This window comes from Singulisphaera chitinilytica, from assembly GCF_049331405.1.
In the GTDB taxonomy this organism is placed as follows: domain Bacteria; phylum Planctomycetota; class Planctomycetia; order Isosphaerales; family Isosphaeraceae; genus PoT.
This window is the reverse complement of record NZ_CP186274.1, coordinates 912348-934962: the sequence shown is the minus strand read 5'-3', so window position 1 is coordinate 934962 and position 22615 is coordinate 912348. Positions and strand designations below refer to the sequence as shown.

Sequence of the window (22615 nt, the reverse complement as noted above, 5' to 3'; positions counted from 1 at the left end):
CGGTCCCACCGACCCCGCCTTCACCGCATCGAAGGCGAGACGACGCATTCAGCCAGAGCAGGAGTCTGAGATGTCACGCGACCCCAAGGCCGAAACTCCCGGCTCGGCCCCCCTCGTGAAGGACGCGCTGGCGACCCCCGCGCTGCTCGTCGACCTCGACATCTTCGAGGCCAACCTCAAGACGATGGCCGAGCAGTGCAGACGCGATGGCTGCAACCTTCGCCCTCACGCCAAGACGCACAAGTGCCCGGAGATCGCCCGCAGGCAGGTCGCGGCGGGAGCCAGGGGCATCTCGACGGCGACGGTCGCCGAGGCCGAGGCGATGGTCGCGGCCGGGCTCCCGGGGGTCCTGCTCACCTCGCCGATCCTCGAGCCGAGCAAGCTCACCCGCATGGTCGACCTGGCGAGGGCCGGGGGCGAGGTCCTGCTGGCCGTCGGGCACGCGAGGCAGGTCGACCTCCTGGCAGAGGCCGCGACGGCCGCGGCGATTCACATCGACGTCCTCGTCGACCTGGATGTGGGCGACCTGCGGTTCGGGATCCTGCCGGGCCAGCCCGCGCTCGAGTTGGCCCGGCGGATCGGCGCGCATCCGTCGCTGCGCCTCCGAGGGATCCAGGCGTATTCCGGGATGGCCTCGCACGTCCACGGCTTCGAGGCGAGGGGGAAGGCCTCGTTCGAGACCATGTCGAAGGCGGTCGAGACGTTCGAGTTGCTCAAGCGCTCCGGCTTCGGCGTCGAGTTCCTCTCGTGCGGCAGCACCGGGACCTACAATATCGACGGCCGCCTGCCCGTGCCGGTCGAACTCCAGTGCGGCTCTTACATCTTCATGGATGGCAGCTACCGGGCGATCGGTGGCATTCGAGGGAACGCGGAGTACGACGACTTCGGGCCGAGCCTCACCGTGCTGACCACCGTCGTGAGCACCACCCACCCTGGGCGCGTCTCGGTCGATGCCGGCGTGAAGTCATTCTCCACCGAGACCGCGTTCCGCCCCGAGGCGAAGAACTGGCCCGGCCTCCGATACGAATACCACGGCGACGAGTTCGGCCGGGTCCTCGCCGACTCCCCGAGCGACCTGCCAGGCATCGGCGATCGGCTCGAGTTCTACGTCCCCCACTGCGACCCGACCGTGAACCTCTACGACCGCATCTACGCCATACGCGGCGACGTCGTCGAAGATATCTGGGAAATCCAGGCCCGGAAGGAGTTCCGGAGTCCGTTCACTTCACGATGACCCGGATTCGACGAGCGAACGCAACAGGCCCTTCAAGATTTCTCAATTCTATAAATTTTGAATTTCTCTCACCCGTCTCCGGGTGCCATGATGCCGATGGCATCATGGCATTCATTTTTCGCCATCCATCTCGCCTAATTCAGTTTTCGCCGAACGTCGGCCGTCGAAGCTTCGTCCTGCAGACAAGGTGCTCACCACCTCCCAGTTCGAAATCGAGATCTCCCATTTGCATCGCCGCATTTCTTGGGGGTCTCTCTTGGCATTGCGATTGCATTTGTTGACCCCTGTCGTGAGTCGAGCGTTCTGCTCAGGCTCCTCAGAACACTTCTGCGATCCTTTCAGCAGGGAGATCCGTGCAATGACCACGCGAAAAAATAGTACCGTCGTCGGTGTTTTCTCCGACCGCCTCGAAGCCGAACAGGCCATCGATGCCCTCCTCCGCGTCGGATTCACCGACGACCAGATCGGCATCGCCACGCGAGGAGACCACGGTGAGACCCACCTCACCGAGAAGCTGAGCGAAGGCCACGAATCGCGTGCGGAAACAGGTGCAATTGCAGGTGCGGTCACCGGGGCAGGCCTGGGGGCGCTGGCAGGCCTGGGAATCCTGGCAGGTGTTATCCCGGTCATTGGGCCGGCGATCGCCGGCGGGACCCTGGCCGTGATCCTGGCGAATGCGGCGGGTGGCGCGGCGGTCGCCGGCCTAGCCGGTGCCCTTATCGGCTCGGGCATCCCCGAAGACGAGGCTGAATACTACAACCGCGAATTCGAAGGCGGCCGCACGATCCTCACCGTTAAGGCCGAGGGACGGGCCGATGAGGCGAACCAGATTCTGCGCAGCCACCATGCCTACGACATGCTGACCTCCAGCGACACCGTTGCGTCGGGTGAGGCCTGTTCCACCACCTCCAAGACCTCGAAGACCCGAGCAACCTCGCCCACTTCTCGCACGCTCAAGGACGCCGACCTCTCGACGTTGCATCGCGGCGACGAAAATCAGCGTATCCAGGTCAAGGAAGAGGAGCTCCACGCCACCAAGCACCCCGTCGAGACGGGCGAAGTGCGGGTGCGCAAGGAGGTTCACACCGAGCACAAGACCCTCGACGTCCCGATCCGCAAGGAAGAGATCATCATCGAGCGGCATGCGGTATCCGGCCGCGAGACGGCGACTTCCGACCTGAAGGACGGCGAAGAGATCCGCGTCCCGGTGATGGAAGAACGCGTTACCGTCGAGAAGACCCCGGTCGTCAAGGAAGAGGTGACCGTCGGCAAGCGTGTCATCCATGAAACCGAGCGGGTTTCCGGGGATGTCCGCAAGGAAGAGCTCAAGGTCGAACAGTCGGGGAAGGTTGAGGTCAAAGGCAACGCCAGGAAGAAATCCTGACGCCCCGACCCTTTGATTGAACGGACGTATCGTCAGCGCCCAACGACGCGGGGATCTGCCTCAAGGCATTTCCCCGCGTCGTTGGCGTTTGTCTTGCAGTTGACGTCGCCGACCGGGCTCAGGCATTGAGGCGATCGACATACTCGGACACGACCCCCAGCAAGCGGCCCACCTGCTCCTGCTCGAGATTCCGGTTGTACCGCACACGGAAGATCCTCTCCTCGGGCCATTCGTCCGTCTTCGCTTCCTGCTCGGAATGGACGACGATCCCCAGGAACGTCTTCCGCCTCATCAATTCGTCGATCAGTTCCTGGGACGTGTACAGCGCCAGTTCGTCCTGGTTCATCCTCAACCCTCGAATCCTTCGGAAGTCGCCAGTCGAGCGAACATCGCTCCGCGACTGCCGCACCACCATCGGTCCGGCAACCCGTCGGCACCTTACCCAACCTTGAGGTAAGCCCATGCCGACGATTTCAGATCGTAACAATTCAACTTCGCTTGAGGGAGCCCGACTCAACCGTTTCGCCGCCGAGTTTTCGAAACGGCCGTGGCTATCTCCTCATGCTTTCTCCCGCTGAGCCCTTCCCCCACCTTCCACGTCACGCGGATGTCGATTCCCAAACACCTTCGTCTGCGCGTTGGCAAACTGCACTCAAAGACTGCCAGGCAATTGGCCGCCAAACAGAGCAAAGCCCCATCCAATCGAGCACCTCGATTCACAAAGAGCGTTTGGCGCCAATTCCGCTGCGTGCCCAGAATATCATCAGGCCCAAATGTGTGATGATCGCGTCCGTTTGGTCCAGGACGGGTTGCGACCTCATCACCGAACGTTTGCTGGCTCGGTGATGAGGTCGCAACCTTTAAGCCACGGGAGGAGGCTATCGAGCACCTCTCATCACGCTCGTAACCCGAGCTGCGCATCGATTGAGTTGCAAGTATTCAAGAATGAAACGTTACGGAGTGCGGCTCGTTTTGGGAGACCTCGTAGGTTGTCTCGCCAGCGATGAAGAGCGGGCTCTCCGCTTCCCTCGAATATGCGTCTGACTGCCCGATAAAAGCTCAAGTTCCGCGGGAAACTTGCCGGACTCAGGTCGATCTTGAAATCTTTGGCGACGAATCGTAGAGCAAGAGGTCACGAGAGACGTAGAACGTGGAGAGTCGAGGCGTCTGCAAGGGTTGATGGTTGGGGCGGATTTGCGAGGGTGATGCGATGCGATTGCCCTCGACGGTCATCGCGAGGTGGCCTCGATCCGGATGGCCTCGAATTCGAGGCGGTTCCACTCCAGAGTGGCAAGAACACATCATGAAACACGCACATCCACGGATTTTTTCTCTTCCGGGACCTACTTTCATTCCAGCAATCAAGCCGGTATTGAACCTGTCTCTGCTCGGCGTCGTGACCCTAACACCATGCCTTTCCGCGGCTTCGCGGGCCGAGGTCTCGGCCATGCAGCCGGAGACGGATGAGACGGTGGTGAGGCCGAAGGGCTCGCCGCACATCCTGCCGTATGACAGGACGAACCCCGTCATGTATGACAATGATTTCGCGAACGACTATGCCGACTGGTATCTGATGGTTTTGGCCGGCGCGGGCGAGATCGAATACAAGGGTATCAGCACATCCTCGTCGGTTGCGCCCTTCAACAACACCCTGCCCCGCGACGACTTCATCGAGAAATGCGTCGCGGAGCGGACGAGGATCGTGCAGCTCGCCCGGCACGACGGCATTCGCAACGTGCCCGAGCCCGTGGCGGGGCCGCTCGGATATCTCGCCGAGCCGAAGTCGGGGAAGATCGAGGATACGCGCCCGCTCGACTCGGCCGGGAGCCGGGCGGTCGTGGCCGAGGCGAAGAAGGCCTCCGCCGACAAGCCCCTGGTGCTCGTCATGGGAGGGCCGCTCACGGTCGTCGCCGATGCGTACCTGCTCGACCCGACCATCGCCGAGAGCGTGGTCGTGGCCTGGACCGGCGGGCGGTACGAGAGCATGGACGACTACAACGGCTGGTGCGACCCCTGGGCCGCTTACATCGCGATCCGGAAGCTACGCCTGGTCCAGTTCCCGATCGACCCGGTTCTCTACCCTCGCATGAGCCGGGACTGGATCCGAGGGAACCTGCCCGAGAACGAGTCGCGCGAGCACTTGCTGGGGCTCCGCCTCGACGTCGGCAACGGCGCAGATGGCGATGGCGACGGCATGCCCGCCGTCTCGGTCGCGAGGCCGGATTACGTCGAGGCCGTCAGGCGCGTCTCGTTCGCGGGCTGGAAGTCATCGGGCGAGGGGCATCGGGTGCCGACGCTCAAGGTCGACCCGAATGGCCGGGCGATCCAGGTGACGCGGACCAACGCGGTCGTCGCGTCCGAGGATTACCGCAGGGCGTTCACCCGCCCGATGGTCTGGTCGAAGGTCCCGGGACGTTGAGCCGGGAATCATTGACGCGGAAGTGATACCGAGGGGCGACCGAGGCCTTCGCCCGCCCCTCGTAATGCGTCAGTGGTGGGCGGTCCGCTTGAGGACGCCCCCCTTCGCGTCGGCGAGGGGGTAGATGATGATGAAGGCTACGGGGTCGATGCCCTGGGCGATGTCCATGACCTTGCCGATCTCGAGCCGGGTCACGACGCAGAAGAGGATCTCCTGGTCGGCCCCGGTCTTGCCCCCCTTGCCCTTGTAGATGGTCACGCCTCGGCCTAGGGTCTCGGTGATCGCCTGGCGGATCGCGTTGCTCTTCTCGGAGATGATCGTGATCGCGTTGAACTGCTCGAGCCCGTGCAGCAGGAAGTCGAGCGTCTTCGAGGCGGCCACGTAGGTCAGGATTGAGTACAGCGACGACTCGACGCCCAGCGAGAAGGCTGCGGTGAGGAAGATCACGATGTTCAGGCCGAGGATCACGTCGCCGACGCGAAAGAGGTGGCTCCGCTTGCTGATGAGCAGCGCCGCGATGTCGGTGCCGTCCAGCACGGCCCCGCCCCGGATCGCCAGGCCCATGCCCGCGCCGATGAAGAAGCCGCCGAAGACGGAAGTCAGCAGCTTATCCGGCGTGACGTCCGGGAAGTGGAGCGTGGCCAGGGCGATCGAGAGCCCGATGATCGCCAGGGAACTCCGGATCGCGAACGCCCGGCCGATATGGCGGTAGCCGATCGCGATGAACGGGAGGTTGATCACGAGGATCAGCACGGGGAGCGGGATCCCGAAGATCTTCGCCAGGAGCATCGAGACGCCCGTCGCGCCGCCGTCGATGAAGCGGCTCGAGAGCAGGAAGCCGTGCAGGCCCATCGCGGCCGAGAGCACGCCGCAGATGATGAAGAGTGCGTTAGTGAACTCGCGTCGGGGGAATTTCATCCGATCAACATACCTTTCCATCCACCAGGCACGGCCGAACGGGCCGCGAGGGAGAACCGAGGGATCGCGGGATCATGAGGAAGAGGATCGATCCGAAGTGCGCCGGGTCGGGGCGCGGCGACTTCGGGTCAAGGGTGAGGTCGACATGGACGTTCCGGGGCTTCGACGCCCCCGGAGTCAGCCGAGGATGGGCGACGAATCGACGATAGGAGGAGGTTCATCGGGCGTCGAGCCGTTCCTGTCCGGCTCGAAGACGAACCGCTGGCGCGACCGGATGACGGTGGAGAAGAGGAAGGCGTGCGATGCGCCGATGGGGCTCGAGATCGTCGCCTCGCGCCGCATCATGGACGTCAAGCCGCCGATCGATCCGTCGCGGGACGCGTGGGGCAGTGGCGCGGCGATGTCTCTCATGGCTGCCCTCACGAGTTGAAGTTGATGGGAATTGTCCACGGATACGGTGAGCGAACCGGCTTCGTCGGGTCGACGGCTCGTCTGGCCCGTTCACTCAGAGCGTCGCCGATTCACGCCTTCGTCGGCCCGCCCGAAAGCGGTTCATTGCAGAACATGATAGTGATTGATACCAACGTCGCAACCGCATCTATCAAAGAGGATCTCCCCCGCGGCCGATCATGGCTCGCCGGGGTGATATTGGAGCGACCTCATGACATCTCACCGAGGTCGCCCGACGGGCTCGAAAGCCTGCCATCCCGCCTCAGCGCGAGGCCGGGGCCTTCTCGCGATACTTGGCGGCCTTGGGGTTGTCCTTGTTCCAGGCGGGGGCGTCGCCGTTGGCGATCTTGAGGAGGCCGAGGGCGGCCATGCGATCGACCTTCGCCATGTTGACGTAGTCGACCTTCTCCCATTCGTCATCCGCGCCGTGGTAGTCGGGGAAGGCGTAGGCGACGCTGATCGTGTGGGCGGGGACCCCCGCGCGGGCGAGCGAGGCGTTGTCGCTGGCGAGGAAGTAGGGGTCGCTCAGCGTCGGATGCTCGTAGACGTTCACACCCACCGCGGCCCCGGCCTTGTGCAGGATCGGGCCGACGTCGGAGAAGCTGTAGCCGGTGACGGTCGCGGCGGAGACGCGCGGACCTTCGCTGTCGTCGGTCCGGCCGACCTGCTCGAGGTTGACAGCGCCCACGGTCTTGTCGATCGGGACGACGGGGTGATCGGTGTAATACTTCGAGCCGACCAGGCCGTGCTCCTCGCCGTAGAAGGTGGCGAAGATCAGGCTGCGCCTGGGCCTGGGCGAGAGCGTGGCGAGGGCCGAGGCGATCTCGACGACCGAGACGGTGCCGCTGCCGTCGTCGTTCGCGCCGTTGAAGATCCGGTCCCCCGCGGTGTTCTGGGGCCCGATCCCGAGGTGGTCGTAGTGCGCGGAGAGGATTACATACGTTTCCTTGAGCGTCGGGTCGGATCCGCGCAGGAGGCCCAGGACGTTGCGGACCTTGGCCGTCTTCTCCGTCGGGGCGTCGACGCGGAGCGAGACGGTGGCCACGGTGGGCCCGGCGGGCAAGGCGTCGAAGGCCTTCGCGAGCTCGGCCGAGTGGACCCGGATCATCTCGGGACCTCCCGGGGGCCTAGCGGGGCGGCCGGCGAGGTCGCGGCGGAGGCCTAGGACGCCTTCGGGGTCGCGTTCCACGTCCATGATGAGCGAGGGTTTCAGTTCGTCCATCTTCTTGAGGAAGGCGAGCCGATCCCGATTGGCATCCCTCATCTTGTCCGAGCTGACCTTGTACGGGTGGGGGACCTCGGCGAGGACCACCTTGCCCTGGACCAGCTCTGGCGTCAACTTGGCGAGCGAGTCGGCGTCGGAGGCGACAACCTTGAAGGTTGGCGAGGCGGGGAGGTCGAGGGCCTTGGAGACGAAGCCGGAGGCCTTATCCCCCAAGATCCGGATCGACTCGGCGCCAACCTTCACCTCACAGGCGAAGCTGGAGGGGTCGGAGGCCAGGTATTTCCAGTCGGCGGTCTGGAAGTAGCCGTCGTCGCCGATCGGCTCGAGGCCGGCCCGGCGGAACTGGGCGGCGATGTATTCGGCCGCGAGGTCGAGGCCTCGCGATGGGGTCCCTCGCCCTTCGAGCAGGTCCGACGCCAGGAACGACAGGTGCCCGCGCAGGGAGTCGGCCGAGATCCGATCCAGCGCGGCCTTCTCCGCGTCGGAGACGACCGCGGCGGCGGCCGGTTCCTCGGCCCGGAGCATGCCGGGGGCCATGGCCAGGACGAGCAGAGCGGAACCCCAACGAAGCATCATGTGTCATTCCTCAGTCGCCAGAGCCGCGACGGCCCTCGGGCCGCCTCCCGTTTCGTTCCCAATGTAACATTTCGGACCGGGCATGGGTGCGATTTCATCCTCGAAAAACGCCCATTCGCGGCCGATTTCCCCGATCCTCGCCCGGACAACCCCGGAGTGACACCTTGTGTCGTCCGGGTTCGCGCCTCTCGCGAATTCGGATGGCCCGGCCGGCGCCCCCGCCCGGCGGTTTTGAGGATGCCCGGGCGAGATCGCTTGCGTTACAATCTTTGCCAATCCCTCGTGCGATTCCCGAGCTTTCATCCAGGGATGCCACCGCGATTGCGGAGCCGCATAATGATAAGAATGAGCCGAAGATGGATCGAGCCAACCCTCATCTTGATTTCAGGGCTCTGCCTAGGGGGCGAGGTGAGGGGGCAGGCCCCCGCCACCGGCCAGGCGGAGCGTGCGGCGGGCATCCTCAAGAAATACTGCTATCGCTGCCACGGCCAGGGGGGTCGTAACGAGGGGGGCCTGAACTTCGTGACCGACCTCAAGAAGCTGGTCGAGTCCAAGCGGGTGATCCCCCGCGAGCCCGACCGTTCGAAGCTCCTCCAGCGAATGAAGGGGGGGGACATGCCTCCCGAGGCCGACTTCGAGGACCAGTCGGAGAACCCGCCTCCCCTGCCTCGCCCGACGGCCGCCGAGGTCGCCCTGCTCCGCGACTGGGTCAAGGCGGGGGCCCCCGCGGTCGCGACGAAGCAGGCCGCGGCCCCCCGGTTCCTCTCCGACCTCGACGTCTCGGCCCTGATTATCGAGGATCTCAAGAAGCTGACGTCGCGTGAACGCAAGTTCATCCGATACTTCACCCTCACCCACCTCGCGAACGCCGGTTACAACGCGGACCAGCTCCAGACCTACCGCGCGGGGCTCTCCAAGCTCATCAACAGCCTCTCGTGGAGCCGTCGGATCAAGTCGCCCACGCCGGTCGACCCCGCGAAGACCGTCCTCCGGATCGACCTCCGCGACTACCTCTGGGACGAGGGGACCTGGCGGGCGATCCTCGACCTCTATCCCTACGGATTGCAGCTCGAAGGGACGACGAACGCCTCGATTTCCGCGATGACCGTCTGCGAACTGCCGTACGTCCGGGCCGACTGGTTCGTCTTCGCCGCCTCGCGCCCGCCCCTCTACCACGACGTGCTCCGCCTGCCCGCGACGATCGAGGAGCTCGAGCGGAAGCTCGACGTGGACGTCGCCGCCAACATCCGGCAGGACCGGGTGTCCAGGGCCGGGTTCAACGCCTCGGGGGTCTCGCGCAACAACCGCCTGATCGAGCGGCACGAGTCCACCAACGGCGCCTACTGGCGGAGCTACGACTTCGCCGGCAACGCCGACCGCAAGAACCTCTTCTCCCACCCGCTCGGCCCCGGCGAGGAGGAGCAAGACTTCGAGTACGACGGCGGCGAGATCGTCTTCGCGCTGCCCAACGGCCTCAACGGCTACATGCTCATCGACGCGCAGGGCAAGCGGATCGATAAGGGGCCGACCGAGATCGTCCGCGACAACAAGCAGGCCGACGGCGCGGTGGTCAACGGGATCTCCTGCATGAGCTGCCACAACCGCGGCCTGATCGAGAAGCCCGACCAGGTCCGCGACGTGGTCGCCCGCACCAAGTCGTTCAACGCCGAGGTCTCCGAGACGGTGATGGTCCTCTACCCGCCCCGCGACAAGATGGATGAGCTATTCAAGGGGGACCAGGAACGGTTCGCGCAGGCGGTGAAGCAGTCGGGATCGGCCTTGAGCCAGACCGAGCCGGTCTTTGCGCTGGCGACCCACTTCGAGGACGAGCTGAACCTGCCCCTTGCCGCTGCCGAGGCGGGCCTGCGGGTCAAGGACTTCGAGGCCATGCTGGAGCGATCCCCCAGGCTCGGCCAGTCGCTCGGCCCGCTCCTGGTCGGCGGCACCGTAAAGCGCGACGTGTTCGTCGAGGCCTTCCCCCTCATCGCCGAGGCGAGGCACGTCAAGACGATCGACGTCGCCGGCCTTTCCGACGCCGCGACGCCGGCTCCCCGCGCCGGCGGCAACCGCGCCCCGGCCGCAGAGGCGAAGACGAAGCCGATCCTCGGCCAGCGCAAGGCCTATCCGCCCGAGCGACTGAGCAACTTCCCCGAGGAATTCTTCGGCGGCAACCGCGACCTCTTCCGCGAGGTCGGGCCGGCCGGGTCGGTGCTGGTCGGGGTCCGGGTCAGTTACATCATGCGCTTCGGCGGGCCGAAGATCAGCTCGATCCAGCCGATCTTCCGGGTGGGCCGGACCCTGCTGGAAGGGGAACGCCACGGCGGGCTACTCGGCAAGGAGACGACCGCCATCGCCAAGCCGGGCTACGCCGTCGGCGCCCTGCGGACCCATACCGGGCTGACCGTGGACGGCTTCGAGATGGTCTTCATGAAGATCAAGGGGGACAGGCTCGACCCCAATGATACGTACAACTCCCCCTGGCTCGGCGACACGCGAGGGGGCTCCCCGGGAGAGGTCAACAGCCAGGGGAACCTCGTCGTCGGACTCCAGGGGCGCTCCAAGGATGAGGTGAACGCCCTCGGCCTGATCGGGGTGAAGTGACCATCGGATTCCTCGGGCTCCATCCTCATTCGAGATGGCTGCGGAATCGGGCGAGGGCGTTCGCCAGTTCGGGAGCCTCGGCGAGGTTCGTGGCCTCGGCGGGGTCGGCCTCGAGGTTGTACAACTCCTCGCGGCCGTCCCCATTCTGGATGTAGTGCAGATTCCCGTCGACGAGCGACGTCAAGGGCCCTCGACAAACCGGGGATTCGCCGTGGTTCGGGTCGGCCTCGAAGGGGGCGTCGATCTCGGAGAGGAGCGGCTCGAAGGAGGTCGCCGATGCAGGCGCGGGCGAGGTCCAGGTGCGGGCCAGGGTCCGACCCGAGAAGGGAGCCCCGGCGGCCAGGCCGAGGCGGTCGACGACCGTCGCGGGGAGGTCGCGGAGGCTGACCGGCTCGGCCACGGTCCTCCCGCCGACTTGCGAACCCGGCTCGATGACGAGCAGCGGGACGTGGAGCTCGGGCAGATAGAGGCTGCACCCGTGGCCGAAGAGGCGACGCTCGCCGAGGTGCTCGCCGTGGTCGGCCGTCACGATCACCATCGTCTCCTGCAAGACGCCACGGCGGTCGAGGTCGTCGAGCAAGCGGCCGACCTCACGGTCGAGATAGGCGATGCAGCGGTCGTAGGCGTCGCGGGCGAGTTCGACACTCCGGGGCTCGAGCTTCCGCTTATCCAGGTCCCACCAGGTCCTGAGCATCCAGGAGTCGGCCGGCGACTCGGGCTCCCTGCCGAAGGGGAGGTCCTCCATCGGCTCGGGCGTGAAATAGGGGTGGTGGGCGTCGAAGAAGTTGAGGAAGGCGAAGAAGGGCCGAGTCTGTTCCTGACGGTCGAGCCAGCCCAGGAAGTCGCCCCGGATCCTCGCGGCGCTCTTGCGGTGGGCGTTGGCGGATTCCCCCTCGCCCAGCCGATGAGCCAGCGTCGGATGCTTGTGGACGAAATTCAAGGCCCGCTGCACGAGCGACGAACAGAGCAGGATCGACTTCGCGCTGACGTCATAGTCTTCGTAGTGGGCGAAGCCGCGGTCGAGGCCCGTCTCGTAGCTGCAATAGGTGGTATTCGCCACGAACCCGGCGGTAGCATAACCGCGCCCGCCCAGGTATTCGGCCAGCGTGGGGCTATCGCCGTCGAGCGGCTTGTTCCACCCGATCGAGAGCTCCCGGCTCGCCTTGCCCGTGAACATGCTCGCATGAGAAGGGGCCGTCCAGGGGGCCGTGGCGAAGGCGTGGTCGAACCGGACCCCCTTGGCCGCCCAGCGCGAGAGGTTCGGGGTCGTCTCCCGGTTGTAGCCGTAGAGGCTCAGGCTCCCCGCCCGGACCGTGTCCAGCACGATCAGGATGACGTTCTTCGAGCCCGCCGCTTGCCCTGGTTTCGCGGCTGTCGCCAATGGCTTGCGCATCTGCGCCGCGAACGTGAAGAGCATCCCCGCGGCGAGGAAGACTCCCATCGCCGCCAGGCCGCGGACGACGAGGCGATTGAAGGCCCTCAACCGACTCGCGGCGAGGCGAGAGACCTGCAAGGCGAGGCCAAACGCCAGGATCAGGCAGGCCGCCGTGGCGATCGGGGCCCGGAAGAGGAGCCCGAGGAAGGCGGGAAAGAGGAGGGTCCCCAGCGCCAACCGCGCCGAGATCCGTCGAGGGAAGGCGATGACGGCGAGCGTCAGCAAGAGCCCCGGCAGGGCGACGACCAGGAGTCCCGCGACCGGGAACATCCAGGGATATTGCCGGCTGAGGTTGTAGTTCCTCGGGTCGAGGTAGTGGCACTTCAGCAGGAAAACGGCCAGTTCGAGCAGTCCCGAGCCCAGGCCGATGCCCAGGGTCCAGAGCAGGACCGAGGCCGGTCCGATCCGGGCCGTCGCCGGCCCCCCTTCGGGCTCGCGCGCATTGCCAGATTCATGTTCCATCGACACGCGCAAGCTCCTCCCTGGCTCGAACGCAGCGACCCTGCTCCACTTCCCGCGGCCGGCTCCCGTTTGTGTCGGGGGCCGGCGCGGCAAGTTAGCAGGATCGCCGAGACTCGCCAAGAGATCCTTGCGTGTCGAGGGGACGGCGCGTCAGCCCTCGCCCCTCTGCGTCCGGCGCTTTTCCTGACGTTCGGCCAGGGGCTCGGTCAGTTCGTCGAGGATCGTCGGGTGCCCGTCGCGGCCGACGAACGTGCCGTGGCACTCGACCACCTGCGTCGCGTAATCATGATGCCGCGACTTGAGCAGCTTGTGCAGGAACGGGAGCCGGTAGTGCGGGACGGCCGGGAACAGGTGGTGGGGGATGTGCATATCCTGGCCGTAGACGAAGACCGCCCAGCGCGTGAACGGGTCGGCGAAGAACACGCGGGAGTTCGTCAGGCGGCCGTCATCCGCGTTCGTGTGCTGGTAGACGTCACGCAGGAGCATGAAGAACGAGAAGGTCGACATCAAGGGCACGATCCAGAGCAGCCAGATGTACGCCACCGAGGCCCCACCGGTCATCGTCCGCAACATGCCGAAACCGACGAAGAACCAGGTGTAATAGACCAGACGCAAGAGACCCGAGGTCCTGCTGGAGTACGGCTGTCGGAACGGCGACGGGAAATACGCCTTCACCGGCAACAGCAAGCCGACCGACAGGACGACCGCCGTGCCGGCCAGCCCGGCCAGCCAGAGCCATCGGCTCAGTCCGAACGCGAAAAGGGCCTGCTGGGTCGCGACGAACGCGGCGAGGTAGATGATCCCCAGGGTCGCCCCCAGGCGAGGCCAGCGACGGCCGCCACCGGTCTCCCCTTGCGAGCGCTGGAGGTAGACGCTCTCCGACCGCCCGATCACGTTGATGTCGAAGTAGTCCTGCTGATACTTCAGCAGGGCCTTCGGTTCCGTGAAGGCGCGGAGATAGATCGACTTGATGAATTCCCAGCGCCCCATGGGGAAGCGGTCGACCATCTTGCTGCCGCCCAGGCTGACGAGGTCGGGGTCGCGACTGGGGTCGTTGGTGTACTGGTGGTGCGCCAGGTGGAATAACCGATAGAAGTGGACGGTCGCCGTGATCGGGAACATGCAGAAGAAGTCGCCGACCAGGTCGTTGCAGAACTTGTTCTTGAGCAGGGTGTAGTGTGCGGCCTCGTGGCCCAACCCCGCGAGGCGGTGTTGCATGGCCCCGATCAGGACGATGGCCACCGCCATGACCGGCACATTGAACCACCAGGAGACGCCCCAGGACGCCCTGAATTCGCTGAAGACGATGGCCGAGGCCATGACCGCGGCGATGCAGAGGTATTCGGACGCGAGGTAGCCCAGGTTCGTCCAATTATCGACGGCCCTGAGCCGCATGATCTCCTCTTGCAGCTCGGGTGCATTGAAGGCCGGCCTCCGTGCGGCCGAGGGCATGGTCACGGACATAGACGGTTCCCACCTCGGAATTCGGCCCGCGGTCGCGGAGCACTCGTCCTTGAACATCCCCGCTCGACATATCCGTCATCGGCAGTCGACAAAGTCATCCGCGAGGAATCTCCAACGACCATCATAGGACCTCGCCGTCAACTCAACCCCATCACGCAAACTCAACCCAATTTTACAACACGATTTAAAATTTTCTCGGGAGAGTTCGATTATGTGACAATCACCCCGGATATCCGGATCCCTCGTGACTCCACTGACCTAGGCGCAACGACACGACTCGGCGATCGACCGCGCAGGCGACCTCGCCTCACAATCCCACCGATCCATACAATCCGACCTCACTGCGAGCCCGAAGCTTCTCGGACTGGCTGATCGGGGGCACGGTGTACCATAAGTCGGGCGATCCCCCAAGGCGGGGTGCGTCGCGAAATGGAGGGCCCGCGTTGGGGAGCCCCGATCCCTCGCGGAGGGGGCATCACTCGGCGATGTCGCGTACGAGACATGCAATCGTGAGTTGTGCTGCACGAGTCGGCCCGGCCCCGAGCTTCGCGAGGTAGACGTACGCGGACGTGCGGTGTGGCTCGATATACCAGGACGAACCCCGGAGCGAGCGAGGGGAGAGACGCGTACGATCCCTGACGGGCCAATCTACGCCTCGACGGGGATCGGACGGGTGGAGCAATGAAGGGCTTCAGGAGGCGTTAACGCAGGGCGAAAGGGCCCGTGAAGGTTTGTCCGTCGACAACGGCCGACAATTCCCCCTGGTATTCGTCGGCATCCATCTTGCCCGCGGGCGAGGTAAACCTGCCGGAACCCCCGGTCCTCTCGGCGAAGCAGGCGGTGTTTCTCATACCGTCCTGGAACTGGGCGATCGTGATGTCGAGGCCGGAGCCGAACTCCGCGTTATCCGTGCCGGGGCGAATTGTCGCCACGAGGCCGCGTACGGCGTGCCCCGACCGAAGTTCACGGCGAACAAACAAATGATTGCTCACAAGAAAATAAGACCGCATCCCCTACCAAACACACCACATATCATATTATTAAAATTACAAATCTCGCACACATTATGATTATAACGTTCTTCGGCACGACACTCGACTCTGCTACGCTTTAACTTATCATCACAAATATGATAGTATATTCGTTGATCTAATTCGCATGATTGACCGACCGAGACGCCTGGGTCGCGAGGAGGCCCGACTTGTCGGACATCGCTAGCCATCTGCCGAATCGCCACGCCTGATCCTGCCGCAAACGAGAATCCCGTTGGAAGCAATCTATGACCAGGCCACCAGATAGGTAAAATAGGAGGCGGTCGAGCGAGCCGGCCGAAGCCAAACTCCCACACAAAAACACCGCATTCATGAACTATTTTATATTTTGCCCCGAGTGCCGACGCCGGCTGATGATCCCCGAAGCCCATCTCGGCGGTAAGGTCCGCTGCCCCGGCTGTTCCGCCGCCTTCGAGCCGGTCGACCCCGTGCCCGAGGAGGGAGCGCCCGCGGCGGCCCCCGCCTCGTCGAAGCCGGCCGACCGGGAAGCCTGGCGGGCCCCGACCTCGGATACGAAGGCCGATCCGGGCGAAAAGGCGGAGACGTTCCAGATCAAGATCCTCCACGACTCCGCGAAGGAGGCGGGCGGCGTGTGGCGGGCGACGATCACGCCGAAGGGGCTGGAGCTGAAGCAGGAGAACAAGGAGGACCTGACGATCCCGGCGAAGTCGAGGGCCGAGTTCAGCGGGGGGGGCAAATTCCAGGTATCGACCAAGGGGCGCGAGTTCAAGTTCGGCGTCTCGCAGCTCAACATCTACCAGGAGCGCCTGGCCCGCGACCTCGTCACGTTCCTCAAGGGGAAAGGCCGGGCCCCGAAGCTGTCGGACTACACAATCCCCTGGTACTTGCTCGCCCTCGCCTTCCTCCCCGCCGGGATCGGGGCGGTCTCGCTGACCGGAGGGGCGCTCGGCGGTGCCGTCGGCGGGGCGATTACGGGGGGGTTGATCGGCGGCAACATCGCCATCATCAAGCGCGAGAAATTGCCGTTCATCTCCCGCATCGCCATCTCGCTCTGCTTGACCACCGCGGGGTACGCCCTCCTCGCCTGGGTCGTCATCGTCGCGATCCGGAAGCTCCCCGAGACGGCCCCGGCGGCGGCCAACGCCCCTAAGCCGGCGGCAACATCGACGCCCGCGCCAAGCCCCTCCGGTCACGAAATCTCGGGCTGGGGAACCTTCGAGGATCCCTCGGGCGATTGCCGGGTCGAAACCCAGGACAAGTCATTGGCGATCGAGGTCCCCGGCACCATCCATAACCTCGTCCTGAATCCCAACCAGACCATGGCGCCTCGCGTCCTGCGCCCGGTCTCGGGCGATTTCGTGGTGCAGGTCAAGCTCGTCGGCGATCCCACGCCCGCCGATCCCCCGGCGGAGGGGAGCAACGTCGCCTACCACGGCGCGGGGCTCCTGCTCTGGGGCGACGACACGAACTTTATCCGCCTCGAGCGCGCGGCCTTCACGCGAGCGGGCCGGGTCCGCAAGTACGTCCTGAACGAGCACCTCTCGCAAGGCCCGGCGCAGACGGGCATGGACATGGACTACCAGCCCGGGCATCCCGTCTGGCTGAGGATGGAACGCCGAGGTTCCCAGATCCTGACCGCGTTCAGCCAGGACGGGGCTTCCTGGCAGTTCTTCTCGCCCCGGTTCTTCAACGCGGCCCCCGCCAAGATCGGCGTCGCCGCCGTCAACACGGCATCGGCCCCCTTCCGGGCCGAATTCGAGGAGTTCCGGGTCGAGCCCTGATAAGCCTCGTTACGGAGCAACCTTCAGCGGGGGCGTCCCGCGCCCGAGCGGCTCGGGCGCATTGGCGAGGACGAGGTAGTTATTCGGGCTCGAGATCGAGATCCCGGCCTCGTGGAACTGGTCCTGGATGTTCTGGTGCAGGGCCGAGAGGACCATCGGCTGACGCTCGGGCCGATCGGTGTGGACGTTGAGCTCGTAGCGCACGAAGTTCTCGGTCATTGACGTCTGAAGCACGAACGGGGCCGGCTCGTCGAGGACGCCGTCGGTCTCGCGTGCCGCCTCCAGCAGCAGGTTATGGACTGTCCGCCAGGGGACGTCATAGCCGACGGGGAGGCTCGTGGCGAGGATCACCCCCCCCTGCCTTGCCAGGACGCTGTAATTGCGAACCTGCGTCGAGAGCGCGAGGCCGTTGGGGATCGTCACGACCTCGTTGCGGATCGTCCGGATCCGCGTGACCAGGAGCGACTTGTCGACCACGGTCCCGGCCATCTCGCCGAGCTGGACGAAGTCCCCCGGATGCATCGCACGCAGGTAAGTCAGGATCGTCCCCGCCACGGCGTTGGCCGTCACGGAGCTGGAGCCGAGCGAGAGCAAGAGCCCGACGAACACCGAGACCCCCCTGAATGCCGCCGAGTCCGACCCGGGCAGATACGGGTAGATGACGACGACCATCAGGGCCAGCACGATCGAGCGCAGGATGTTGTACGTCGGCCTCGCCCAGTCGGGCGAGAAGTCCGAGATCCGCAGGTGCCCGCGCTCGAACTCCTCGAGGACCGCCCGCGCCCCCCTGAGCAATCCTCGCGTCATCGCCAGGATCATGGCGATGACCAGCAAGTTCGGCGAGTACGCGATGGCCCGCCCGACCTCGGTCTGGAGCACGCTCAAAATTTCGTGGTCGAGCGACCGGGCGAGGTGCATCGTCGAGGGGAAGAAGTCGAGCACGAAGTGCAGGTAGACCATCCCCAGCACGGCGATTGCCGGCCAGGTCAGGATCCGTAGCGAGAGCGAGATGACCAGGCAGGGGATGTGCGCCAGGAAGGGGAGCAATGACTCCTGCTGGCGGGCCCTGGCCCCCGCTTGTTCGAGCCTCCGGCGCAGCCGACGGCTCACGACCCGCACGATCACGGCCGAGGCCACGAAGAGGACCGTCGCCAGCCCCGTCTTGAGCCCGCCGAGCAGGAGCCAGCGTGCGGACCTGCGATGCCGGGCCTTGAGGATGCCGTCGCGCAGGCGCTTCGAGAGGGCCTCCGCCTCGGCCTGGCGCGAGAGCCCCGCGCTACGGGCGTCCTCATCGGTGACGGCCAGGATGACCCGGCCGCCGACGAGGATCTCCTGGAGCCCTTCCGCCTCGACCGAACGGACTTCCAGCTTCGTCGGGTCGAGCTCCCAGTTCCCGACGGCCCTTTCAAGCCGATCCGCAGCCGCCTCGGCCCGCTCGACAGCCGTGAAGGGCCCGACGGGGCTCGCCATCACCGCGAGCGTCTCGCCTTCGAAGACGAGTGGAGCCCGCGAAGCCGTCGCGGTCTTGCCCGCGTCATCCGGAGCCGGGATCGGCGGCGGCGGAGGGGACAACGCCGGCGCGGCGACTGCAGGCCTTACCAACAGCAAGGCGGCGACTGTCAGCAGGCTCGTCGCCAGTAAACCGAAGCGCAAACGGGCCAACCGCTGGGAATCCATTCCTCGGCGTCCTTCGTGCTCGAGCGTCGACGGCGAACCGAAGTCCTATGGCCGCTCAGCATAAGTGAACGGCCCAACGCTGCAAGGCCAGTCGCGATCCCTCGCCTTCGAGGAGATCAGGGGACGATCCTCTTGAAGAGGACGAGGACATGCCCCGACTTCGGCTTGGGGTCGAACCCCTCAGGCCTGGGCGACGCGATCGACCCGGCGTTGTCGCAGATCTTGAGGGTGTCGCCGCTCACCTTGTAGATCCCCAGCCAGGTCTTCCCCTTGAGGGGGCCGGACTCATGCTTGAAATCGATCGTCTTGAGGGGCTTGTCGGCATCGACGATGAACGTCCCCGTGTAGAGGGTCTTACCCTCCTGGGTGATGACGAAGGAGTCCCCCTTGAATTCGAGCTGGTGGCCCACCACGTCGTCGGCGACCTCATCCCCACGCATCGCGTCGACGACCGTCCAGGGCCCCTGCAACTTCTGCTCGTCCTTGGGCTTGTCGGCGCCGAGCAGGGAAACCAGGGCCACACAGGCCAACATCGAACGCATCATGATATTCATGTCTCCCGGTCTGCCTGAGACGATGTCATCATGCAAAGGCTGAGGTGCCTACTCGCACACGGCAATGTCTCGCCAGGCTCGATCCCCCGGCACCTTCGGGCCGAAGAACCAACGCCCGCGAAATCATAGACCTCAGGTCCCGCCGGGCAAGCGGCCACGGCCCGAGAGACGACGATTTCTCCCGGCAAACCCCACCGGCCGGCAAGATCGAGGCCAATTCGAGGCCGATCTCCGCCCCTCACTACTGGGCGCACACGCACACGCGTGTCGGCAACGGTCACGCATCAAAAAATCCTGAATCCGTTTGCACCCCGTTGACAGCCTAGGCAGTCTGACTTAGGATCCCCCTAGGCAATTTGACTGAGGAGTCCATCGAACCGTGAGACGACCCAACGAGGACGTGACGGAGACGGAGCTGGCGATGCTCCAGGTGCTCTGGGAGAGGGGTGAGGCGACGCGCCGGCAGGTGGTCGATGCGCTCTATCCCGGCGGCTCGGAGTCGCAATACGCCACGGTGCAGAAGCTCTTGGGGAGGCTCGAGAGCAAGGGGTTCGTGCGGCACGAGCGGCGAGAGGGGGTGCTCTCCTTCTCGGCGCTCGTGGGGCGCGACGAGTTCATCGCCCGCAGGTTGCAGGGGCTGGCGGACAAGCTCTGCGGGGGCGCGGTGGGCCCATTGGTGATGAACCTGGTCCGGTCGCAACCGATCACGGCGGCCGAGATCGACGAGTTGTCCGCCTTCCTCAAGGAGCGGCGGCGAGAGAAGTCGACCGACGCGTCGGAACCGACCAAGCCAAAGGAGCCAGGCCGTGCAAAGTCTCGGTCAGATCGTGCTGAGTAACGCGGTTTGGGCCCTGGTTTTGGCGATGGGAGCAGCCGTCGCCTCGCGGGTCTGGCGGCAACGCCCAGCCCTGGCGCATGGGCTCTGGCTCCTGGTCCTCATCAAGCTCGTCACGCCGTCGCTCGTCGGCTTCGACGTGCCCGCCTCGGCGCCCGAGCCGATCATACGTGAAGCTGCCCCGGTGATCGACGAGGCCCCGGCGATCGTTGCGAGCCTTCCGGAAACCGCGAGTCCGCCGAAGGCCGTCGTCACGCCCGATCCCGAGCCGGCTCCCGTTCCCAGCGACCCCCCCTCGATTCAAGCTATGGCGAAACCGGCCGTCGCGATCGAGCCGACCCACATCGAGCCCCCCGCTCGTGCGATGGCGTGGCCCTGGGTCGTCGCCTCGCTCTGGCTTGCGGGCGTGCTGGCGTGGTTCGTCGCGGTGACGCGGCACATCGGCCGATTCCGCCGGCTTTTGGCAGAGGCCCGCCCTGCTCCGGCCGATATCGCCGAGCGTGTCGCCATGCTGGGCGAGTCCTTGAAGCTGCGAAACACGCCATCTGTGTGGGTGGTCCCCGCGCGGATCCCGCCGATGCTCTGGGCTCTTTTGGGACGGCCGAGGCTGCTCCTGCCCGAGGAACTCTGGCAAAGCCTGGACGACGATCAGCGCGACGCCGTCCTGATCCATGAGCTTGCCCATCTCAAACGGCGCGACCACTGGGTGCGGAGGCTCGAGGCGGTCGTCCTCGGGCTCTACTGGTGGAATCCCGTCGCCTGGTGGGCGCGCCGCGAGGTCGAGAAGGCGGAGGAAGAATGCTGCGACGCCTGGGTCGTCTGGGCCAGGCCCGACGCCGTCGCCGCCTACGCCGAGGCCCTCGTCACCACCGCCGCCTATCTGTCCGGTCCTCGCCCTGCCTGGCCCCTCGGCGCCACCGGCGCCGGCCGCATACCTCCACTCAAGAAGAGGCTGATCATGATCCTGCGCGACCAAGATTCTCGCTCGGTCCTTCGCCCCGCCTCGAGGATGGCCCTCATCCTCGGCGTCGCCGCGCTGTTGGCCCTCCCCGGCTGGGCCCCCGGCGAACCTCCCGAAGCCCGGAAGCCGGCCGAGGCCCCACAGGAGAAGGCGCCAGGAGCGTCGAAACCGGCTGAGGTTCCACAGGAGAAGGCGCCGGAAACCCCGACACCCGCTCCCTCTGAAAAGGGGACAACCCTGACCCCGAATGATCCCCGCTCAGCCCAAGGCGGTCCCAAGGGGGGAGCCGATGATGCCACTACCGCCTACGATCCTTTCTCGAATACCGGGGCTCCAAGGCCAAAGCTCATCAAAGCGGCCGTTTTTCACCCCCTCGTTCAGGAAGTCAGCGATTACATCGACTTCAGAGGTTGGTTCGAAGTGGACAATAAGGTCGAGATACGGGCCGAGACCTCGGGAAGGCTTGAACGGGCCATGTACAGGACGGGAGCGGTCGTCAAGAAAGGACAGATACTGTTCGAGATCGATGCCGGGGAATATGAGATCGAAGTCACCAAGGCAAAGGCCGAGCATCAGAAGGATCTCGCCCGCCTAGAACGCATGAAGTCAACACTGGAGAATGCAAAGTCACTTCAGAAGCGCAATATGACGTCTCAACTCGACATAGCCAATCATGAAAGCAACTTTGCCGAGGCCCAAGCCGAATGCAATATCAGCCTTGCCAATCTCAGACTCGCGGAGCGGAGGCTCGAGTCGACGCGAGTGAGGGCCCCGATTGGCGGCAAGGTCGGCCGGCCGCTCCTCGCGCCGGGGAGCCTGGTCCTAAGCAACATCACGCCGTTGGCCTCTATCATCTCGATCGACACCATGTGGGTGGAATTCGAGGCGAAGACCAACACATTCAGATATCTCGTCGACGTCAGATCCAAGCAGATGGCTAAAGGGGGATCCGATAACAGGCTCCTCGCGCTCGTCAGATTGTCTCCCGACGATGTCGAGTTGGGGCGAGGCTACGTCGATCTTGATGATAACGAGGTGAACTCGGTCGAGGGGACATTTCGACTTCGCGTCGCGCTGCCCAATCACGATCATCACTACCTGCCGGGGATGAAGGCGACCGTCCGCCTCGTCACCAGCGATCCCCACCGAGAAACGATCCTGCCAGTCGCGACAATCGCGAACTCCAGAATCAACCGATCGCGATTCCAGCCAGCGTTGATCGGGTCAGGAGCCGATCAAAATTTTCAACTCTTCGTCCTCAACGAGAAAGACGAGGTCGAAATTCGAGAGATCGTCGGCCATTTCTATCAGGGACATGAGCAGGGCCACTCGGCCGATGCCTTTGTGGTCACGAAGGGCCTGTCGGCAAATGACCGAGTCGTTTTCGATCATATGAATGATTCCATCAAACCGCCCGGCAACCTTTTCCCCGGCGTAGGTCCCGCCTCGGAAGTCCGTCTCGACCCGATCTCGAAGATGTTTTCGCTCTTCGTTCAAGGGCCCGGCCAGGGAGACGCAAAGGCCGCCGAGCCGAAGCGCTGAGGCGGGAGACGGCGATCGGATCGATCCAACGCAGAGGCCCCGGCGTCGAGAGTTCCTCGACGCCGGGACCTTTTGGTTCCTGAC

General features: G+C 65.0%; 16 protein-coding genes and 1 pseudogene. 9 read left to right on the top strand and 8 right to left on the bottom strand.

Annotated elements, in window-relative coordinates; translation table 11 throughout:
- The first annotated feature begins 70 nt into the window (after nucleotides 1-70).
- Both ACOYYX_RS03420 and ACOYYX_RS03415 read left to right on the top strand, forming a co-directional pair.
- The gene (locus ACOYYX_RS03420) at nucleotides 71-1234 is read left to right on the top strand and encodes an alanine racemase (protein ID WP_422928532.1); all 1164 of its coding nucleotides are present in this window, start codon (nucleotides 71-73) and stop codon (nucleotides 1232-1234) included.
- Nucleotides 1235-1592: 358 nt separating this feature from the next.
- Nucleotides 1593-2618: a YsnF/AvaK domain-containing protein gene (locus ACOYYX_RS03415; RefSeq protein WP_422928531.1), complete on the top strand. Its 1026-nt coding sequence runs from the start codon at nucleotides 1593-1595 to the stop codon at nucleotides 2616-2618.
- Nucleotides 2619-2736: 118 nt separating this feature from the next.
- On the opposite strand, the gene ACOYYX_RS03410 is transcribed toward ACOYYX_RS03415, so the two are convergent.
- Nucleotides 2737-2964, bottom strand: a complete 228-nt coding sequence (locus ACOYYX_RS03410) for a hypothetical protein (protein ID WP_422928530.1) — start codon at nucleotides 2962-2964, stop codon at nucleotides 2737-2739.
- A 1101-nt stretch (nucleotides 2965-4065) separates the two neighbouring features.
- On the opposite strand from ACOYYX_RS03410, the gene ACOYYX_RS03405 reads away from it, so the two are divergent.
- On the top strand, nucleotides 4066-5037 hold the full coding sequence (locus ACOYYX_RS03405) for a nucleoside hydrolase (RefSeq protein ID WP_422928529.1): 972 nt from the start codon (nucleotides 4066-4068) through the stop codon (nucleotides 5035-5037).
- 69 nt (nucleotides 5038-5106) lie between these two features.
- Here the strand turns inward: ACOYYX_RS03405 and ACOYYX_RS03400 are convergent, their stop codons facing one another.
- Nucleotides 5107-5955, bottom strand: coding sequence for a YitT family protein (locus ACOYYX_RS03400; protein ID WP_422928528.1), 849 nt, complete (start codon nucleotides 5953-5955; stop codon nucleotides 5107-5109).
- Between the two features lie 187 nt (nucleotides 5956-6142).
- On the opposite strand from ACOYYX_RS03400, the gene ACOYYX_RS03395 reads away from it, so the two are divergent.
- On the top strand, nucleotides 6143-6385 hold the full coding sequence (locus ACOYYX_RS03395; RefSeq protein ID WP_422928527.1) for a hypothetical protein: 243 nt from the start codon (nucleotides 6143-6145) through the stop codon (nucleotides 6383-6385).
- 282 nt (nucleotides 6386-6667) lie between these two features.
- On the opposite strand, the gene ACOYYX_RS03390 is transcribed toward ACOYYX_RS03395, so the two are convergent.
- Nucleotides 6668-8206, bottom strand: coding sequence for a M28 family metallopeptidase (locus ACOYYX_RS03390; protein WP_422928526.1), 1539 nt, complete (start codon nucleotides 8204-8206; stop codon nucleotides 6668-6670).
- Nucleotides 8207-8551: 345 nt separating this feature from the next.
- On the opposite strand from ACOYYX_RS03390, the gene ACOYYX_RS03385 reads away from it, so the two are divergent.
- A complete protein-coding gene (locus ACOYYX_RS03385) occupies nucleotides 8552-10807 on the top strand; it encodes a c-type cytochrome domain-containing protein (protein WP_422928525.1) in 2256 nt (751 codons plus the stop codon).
- 25 nt (nucleotides 10808-10832) lie between these two features.
- On the opposite strand, the gene ACOYYX_RS03380 is transcribed toward ACOYYX_RS03385, so the two are convergent.
- The 3 genes from ACOYYX_RS03380 to ACOYYX_RS03370 all read right to left on the bottom strand — a co-directional run bounded on the left by ACOYYX_RS03380 (nucleotide 10833) and on the right by ACOYYX_RS03370 (nucleotide 15100).
- Nucleotides 10833-12704 carry a sulfatase-like hydrolase/transferase gene (locus ACOYYX_RS03380; protein ID WP_422931586.1) on the bottom strand — a complete coding sequence of 624 codons (1872 nt, stop codon included), beginning with the start codon at nucleotides 12702-12704 and terminating at the stop codon, nucleotides 10833-10835.
- Nucleotides 12705-12854: 150 nt separating this feature from the next.
- A complete protein-coding gene (locus ACOYYX_RS03375; RefSeq protein ID WP_422928524.1) occupies nucleotides 12855-14168 on the bottom strand; it encodes a fatty acid desaturase family protein in 1314 nt (437 codons plus the stop codon).
- Nucleotides 14169-14869: 701 nt separating this feature from the next.
- Nucleotides 14870-15100, bottom strand: coding sequence for a hypothetical protein (locus tag ACOYYX_RS03370; RefSeq protein ID WP_422928523.1), 231 nt, complete (start codon nucleotides 15098-15100; stop codon nucleotides 14870-14872).
- Nucleotides 15101-15573: 473 nt separating this feature from the next.
- Between ACOYYX_RS03370 and ACOYYX_RS03365 the strand changes: the two genes are divergently transcribed.
- The gene (locus ACOYYX_RS03365; RefSeq protein WP_422928522.1) at nucleotides 15574-16962 is read left to right on the top strand and encodes a DUF1349 domain-containing protein; all 1389 of its coding nucleotides are present in this window, start codon (nucleotides 15574-15576) and stop codon (nucleotides 16960-16962) included.
- Nucleotides 16963-16971: 9 nt separating this feature from the next.
- Here the strand turns inward: ACOYYX_RS03365 and ACOYYX_RS03360 are convergent, their stop codons facing one another.
- Nucleotides 16972-18639: a mechanosensitive ion channel family protein gene (locus ACOYYX_RS03360; RefSeq protein WP_422928521.1), complete on the bottom strand. Its 1668-nt coding sequence runs from the start codon at nucleotides 18637-18639 to the stop codon at nucleotides 16972-16974.
- Between the two features lie 116 nt (nucleotides 18640-18755).
- On the bottom strand, nucleotides 18756-19184 hold the full coding sequence (locus ACOYYX_RS03355; RefSeq protein ID WP_422928520.1) for a TIGR03067 domain-containing protein: 429 nt from the start codon (nucleotides 19182-19184) through the stop codon (nucleotides 18756-18758).
- A 388-nt stretch (nucleotides 19185-19572) separates the two neighbouring features.
- Here ACOYYX_RS03355 and ACOYYX_RS03350 point away from each other — a divergent pair, with 388 nt between their 5' ends.
- The 3 genes and pseudogenes from ACOYYX_RS03350 to ACOYYX_RS03340 all read left to right on the top strand — a co-directional run bounded on the left by ACOYYX_RS03350 (nucleotide 19573) and on the right by ACOYYX_RS03340 (nucleotide 22531).
- Nucleotides 19573-20031: a BlaI/MecI/CopY family transcriptional regulator gene (locus tag ACOYYX_RS03350; protein WP_422928519.1), complete on the top strand. Its 459-nt coding sequence runs from the start codon at nucleotides 19573-19575 to the stop codon at nucleotides 20029-20031.
- A gap of 25 nt (nucleotides 20032-20056) precedes the next feature.
- Nucleotides 20057-20932 (top strand): annotated as a pseudogene (locus ACOYYX_RS03345) (M56 family metallopeptidase); the annotation flags it as partial.
- A gap of 54 nt (nucleotides 20933-20986) precedes the next feature.
- A complete protein-coding gene (locus tag ACOYYX_RS03340) occupies nucleotides 20987-22531 on the top strand; it encodes an efflux RND transporter periplasmic adaptor subunit (RefSeq protein ID WP_422931585.1) in 1545 nt (514 codons plus the stop codon).
- Nucleotides 22532-22615: the final 84 nt, after the last annotated feature.